The sequence below is a fragment of the Bradyrhizobium altum genome (assembly GCF_020889705.1).
GTDB classification, from domain to species: Bacteria; Pseudomonadota; Alphaproteobacteria; order Rhizobiales; family Xanthobacteraceae; genus Bradyrhizobium; species Bradyrhizobium altum.
The window spans coordinates 1-3,674 of the sequence record NZ_JACMYP010000452.1; the positions used below are offsets into that span (position 1 = coordinate 1).

At 67.5% G+C, this 3,674-nt stretch carries 4 protein-coding genes, 1 pseudogene and 1 riboswitch; of the genes and pseudogenes, 2 read left to right on the plus strand and 3 right to left on the minus strand.

Annotated features, from left to right (window positions below):
• A partial coding sequence (locus H8B02_RS46030) for a rhodanese-like domain-containing protein (RefSeq protein ID WP_249795577.1) occupies positions 1-140 on the plus strand: 140 nt, incomplete at its 5' end.
• A gap of 189 nt (positions 141-329) precedes the next feature.
• Here the strand turns inward: H8B02_RS46030 and H8B02_RS46035 are convergent.
• The 3 genes from H8B02_RS46035 to H8B02_RS46045 are packed head-to-tail and all read right to left on the minus strand — an operon-like array spanning position 330 to position 2,979.
• The gene (locus H8B02_RS46035) at positions 330-1,160 is read right to left on the minus strand and encodes an ABC transporter substrate-binding protein (protein ID WP_229172331.1); all 831 of its coding nucleotides are present in this window, start codon (positions 1,158-1,160) and stop codon (positions 330-332) included.
• A 5-nt stretch (positions 1,161-1,165) separates the two neighbouring features.
• Positions 1,166-1,939: an ABC transporter ATP-binding protein gene (locus H8B02_RS46040; RefSeq protein WP_229172329.1), complete on the minus strand. Its 774-nt coding sequence runs from the start codon at positions 1,937-1,939 to the stop codon at positions 1,166-1,168.
• Entirely contained in the window at positions 1,936-2,979 is a 1,044-nt protein-coding gene (locus H8B02_RS46045) for a FecCD family ABC transporter permease (protein WP_229172330.1), read from the minus strand. Before H8B02_RS46045 ends, H8B02_RS46040 begins: the two co-directional genes overlap by 4 nt.
• A gap of 112 nt (positions 2,980-3,091) precedes the next feature.
• A riboswitch (cobalamin riboswitch) is annotated at positions 3,092-3,289 on the plus strand.
• 127 nt (positions 3,290-3,416) lie between these two features.
• Between H8B02_RS46045 and H8B02_RS46050 the strand changes: the two are divergent.
• A pseudogene (locus H8B02_RS46050) lies at positions 3,417-3,674 on the plus strand (TonB-dependent receptor); the annotation flags it as partial.

Genomic DNA, 3,674 nt, shown 5'->3' on the forward strand with positions numbered 1-3,674 from the left:
TCGTGTTCTTCTGCGCCTTCGGCGAGCGCTCCGCGATGGCCGTGGCCGCCGCGAAGAAGGCGGGATTGGCGAACACCGCCCATATCGAAGGCGGCATCGATGCGTGGAAGAAGGCCGGTGGGCCGGTGGTGATGGGGTAAGACATCCAGCCCTGCGGCCCACACGAAAAATATCTCACCGTCCCCCTGAGGTGCGAGCAGAGCGAGCCTCGAAGGGCGACGGCCCCACTTCCTCCGCGAACTCCTGGAGATATCCGGGCCGTGCATCCTTCGAGGCTCGCAAGGGCTCGCACCTCAGGATGACGGAACGTGGATCGCGGGGCACATCAACTACCGCGCCACGCGCTGCAGTTCCGCCGTCAACCGATCCAGCGCATCCGCCAGCATCACGCCGCCGCACACGGTCAGCCGCTCCGGCAGCACGATCCGCTTGCTCTCCGGATAGAAGCGCTCCAGCGCCGGATGCAGCAGGAAGGCGCGGCCCTCATCCTCGGCGCGATCGCCGGCCTCCGACACCAGGATGAAATCCGGCCGCAGTTTTACGATTGCCTCCAGCGAAGCAAATCCGCCGGCGCTGAAGCCGAGCTCGCCGGCAGCGTTGGTCAGGCCGGTTGCCGCCAGGAGCGAGTTGATCAGGCTGCTGTCGCCGGAGACAAAGCCGCGGCGCTCCACCGGCAGCACCCGATAGTGATGACCATCCGCCACCGCCCGGGCCCGCGCGATCGCCGCATCGAGGCGCGAGATCTCGGCCTCTGCGCGATCCGGATGCCGCACGACATCGCCCATCGCGCGGATCTGGTCCCTCACCTCGTCCAGCGTGCGCGGCACCGTGAATTCGACCAGATGCAATCCGTTGGCCTTCAGGAGATCGCGCGTCGCGCGCTTGTCGAACAGGCTGACCACGACGAGGTCGGGCTTGAGCAGCAGCACGTCCTCGGCCTCGCCGGACAGAAGCGGATAGTTTCGCGCCTTGTCGGCGGCCCAGGATTGCCAGGCATCGCGCGAAAAGCGGCTGAGGCCGAGGATCTGGTCCGGGTCGGCCAGCGACAGCACGAGCTGGTCGCTGCAGACATTCATCGAGACGATGCGCGGTCCGGCGGCGGACGCGGCAGCGCACGAGATCAGCCATGCCGCTGCGGCCACCGCTGCGAGACGCTGCATCCTCATCAGACGTCCGCCCATGGCACGATGACGGCCTCGCGCTGAAATTCGGCGCGGTAGGCGCTGATCCGGAACACGTTGGCCAAAACATTCTCCGACAGCGCCTCATCCGGCGCGCCTTGGGCCGCCAGCCGTCCGTCCGACAGCACCAGCACGTGATCGGCAAAGCGCGCGGCAAGCCCGAGATCGTGGGTCACCACGATGACCAGCACGCCGGTGTCGGCGACGTTGCGCAGCTTCTGCATCACGTCGATCTGGTGACGCGGATCGAGCGAGGCGGTCGGCTCGTCGGCGAGGATCACCGGCGCCTCCACCGCCAGCACCCGGGCCAGCGCGACGCGGCTGCGCTCCCCGCCGGAGAGCTCGGTGACGCGGCGGTCGCTGAATTCGATGACATCGACCGCCTGCATCGCCCGCAGCACCGCCTCAATATCCCTCGGCGACAGCCGCGCCGGATCGGTCGCGCCATGCGGATAGCGACCGAGCGCCACGATATCGCGCGCCGGCAGCGGCCAGTGCACCATGTGCCCCTGCGGCAAATAGGCGAAACGTTTCGCGCGCTCGCGCAGCTGCAGCGACGCCAGGGCGTCGCCGGCGATCCTGACCTCGCCGTCGGATGGAATCAGCCCGGCGAGCGCGCGCAGCAGCGTGGTCTTGCCGGCGCCGTTCGGACCGACCAGCGCGGCCAGATGTCCCGCTTCCAGCGACAGCGAGACATCGTGCAGCACTTTACGGCTGCCGAGCGAGGCATTGAGCGCGGTGGCGGAGAGCAGCGTCATGCCACGCCTCCGCCGAGCGCGCGGCGTTCGCGCATGATCAGATAGAGGAAGAACGGCACGCCGATGATCGAGGTCAGCACGCCGACCTTGATATCCGACGTCGAGGGGATGATGCGCACCGCGATATCGGCGGCGAGCAGCAGCGCCGAGCCGGTGAGCGCGCTCGGCACCAACAGCCGCGCCGGATCGTGACCGATCAGAGGGCGCATCAGATGCGGTGCGACGAGGCCAATGAAGCCGATCGTGCCGGTGACCGCGACCGCGCCCCCGACGCCGAGCGCAACACCCGTGATCACGAGCAACCTTAGCCGCCCTACATCGACGCCGAGACTCTGCGCGGCTTCCTCGCCGAGCGTCAGCGCACGGAACGCGTTCGCCTGGCTGAGCAGGACGGCCGCGCCCGCGATGATGAAGGGCAGCGCCAGCGCCACGTGCTGGACGCTGCGGTCCTCCAGCGAGCCGAGCAGCCAGAATGCGATCTCCAGCACCACAAACGGATTGCTGGAGAGATTCATCACCAGCGCCGTCGCAGCTCCCGCAAAGCTCGAGATCGCGAGTCCCGCGAGGATCAGAATCAGCAGCCCGGCATTGCGGCCGGCGATCGCAAGCAGCGCGAACACCGAACCGAACGCGGCGATGATCGCCACCACCGGCAGCGCATAGGAACGCACATCGGCGAGGCCCAGCGCGATCACCAGCACGGCACCGAATGCCGCCGATTGCGGCGCACCGAACAGCGACGGCGAGGCCAGCGGATTGCGCAGCAGTCCCTGCAGCGCTGCGCCCGATAGCCCGAGAATACCGCCGATCGCGAACGCCAGAATGGTGCGCGGCAGCCGGATCTCGCGCACGATCACCTGCGCCACGTCGCTGCCGCCGCCGAACAGCGCCTCGATCACCGCAAGCGGCGACAGCCGCACCGGCCCGATGCCGAGCGAGAGCACCAGCAGCAGGACCACGAGCGCGAGCAGCGCCGCGGTGACGCCCCACCGGCGCCGCGCCGCGACCTCGGCCGCCAAGGCAAAATCCTGCACGCTCATTGGATCCATGCTCTTACAGCGATCGCCGTGGCAGACAAGCGACACTCGACAGAAACCGTGGCGACCTGGCGGCCGCCCGACCTCCGCCGGATTGACTTTGCTGCCCAGCCGAACCCTAGATGAACATGACGGTTCTTTCATGAGATGAAAAGGGAATGCGGTGCGGGGAAACTTCCCCAACGCCGCGGCTGCCCCCGCAACTGTATGCGGTGAATCCTTCGTCACAGGCCACTGGGAATCTCGGTCCTGGGAAGGCGACGAAGGGTAACGACCCGCGAGCCAGGAGACCTGCCGTCAGCCGTGGTCACACGCGAAGATGCCGGTCGGGGAGTACAGGCATGAGCTTCACTTGAGGCTGCAAGCAGCTGAGCCTGCGAGCACGATGGTGAGACTGGTTCGCGGTGACGTGCCACTGACGTTACCGAGGTCTCACTTACATGTTCTCCATCCTTTCCCATCGGCGGCGCCGCGCGCTTCTGCTCGCGTCGACGATGATCGCGCCGACAATCGTTCTCTCAACCGCACGGGCGCAGCAGGTGCCCTCTCCCAATCAGCTGCCGGCCATCGAAATCACCAGACCGGGCGACCAGAATTTTACGCGCGCCAAGCCGGCCGCTGACGAAGCGCCGGCGCCGCGCCGCCCGGCGCCGGGCACCACGCAAGGCAACAATGTGGGCAGCGGAGCAGGATCAAAC

Excerpts from the sequence above, each read along its gene's own strand:
- H8B02_RS46040 (WP_229172329.1), bottom strand. The coding sequence starts at position 1,939 with ATGACGCTGCTCTCCGCCACCGCGCTCAATGCCTCGCTCGGCAGCCGT.
- H8B02_RS46045 (WP_229172330.1), bottom strand. The coding sequence starts at position 2,979 with ATGAGCGTGCAGGATTTTGCCTTGGCGGCCGAGGTCGCGGCGCGGCGC.
- H8B02_RS46035 (WP_229172331.1), bottom strand. The coding sequence starts at position 1,160 with ATGCAGCGTCTCGCAGCGGTGGCCGCAGCGGCATGGCTGATCTCGTGC.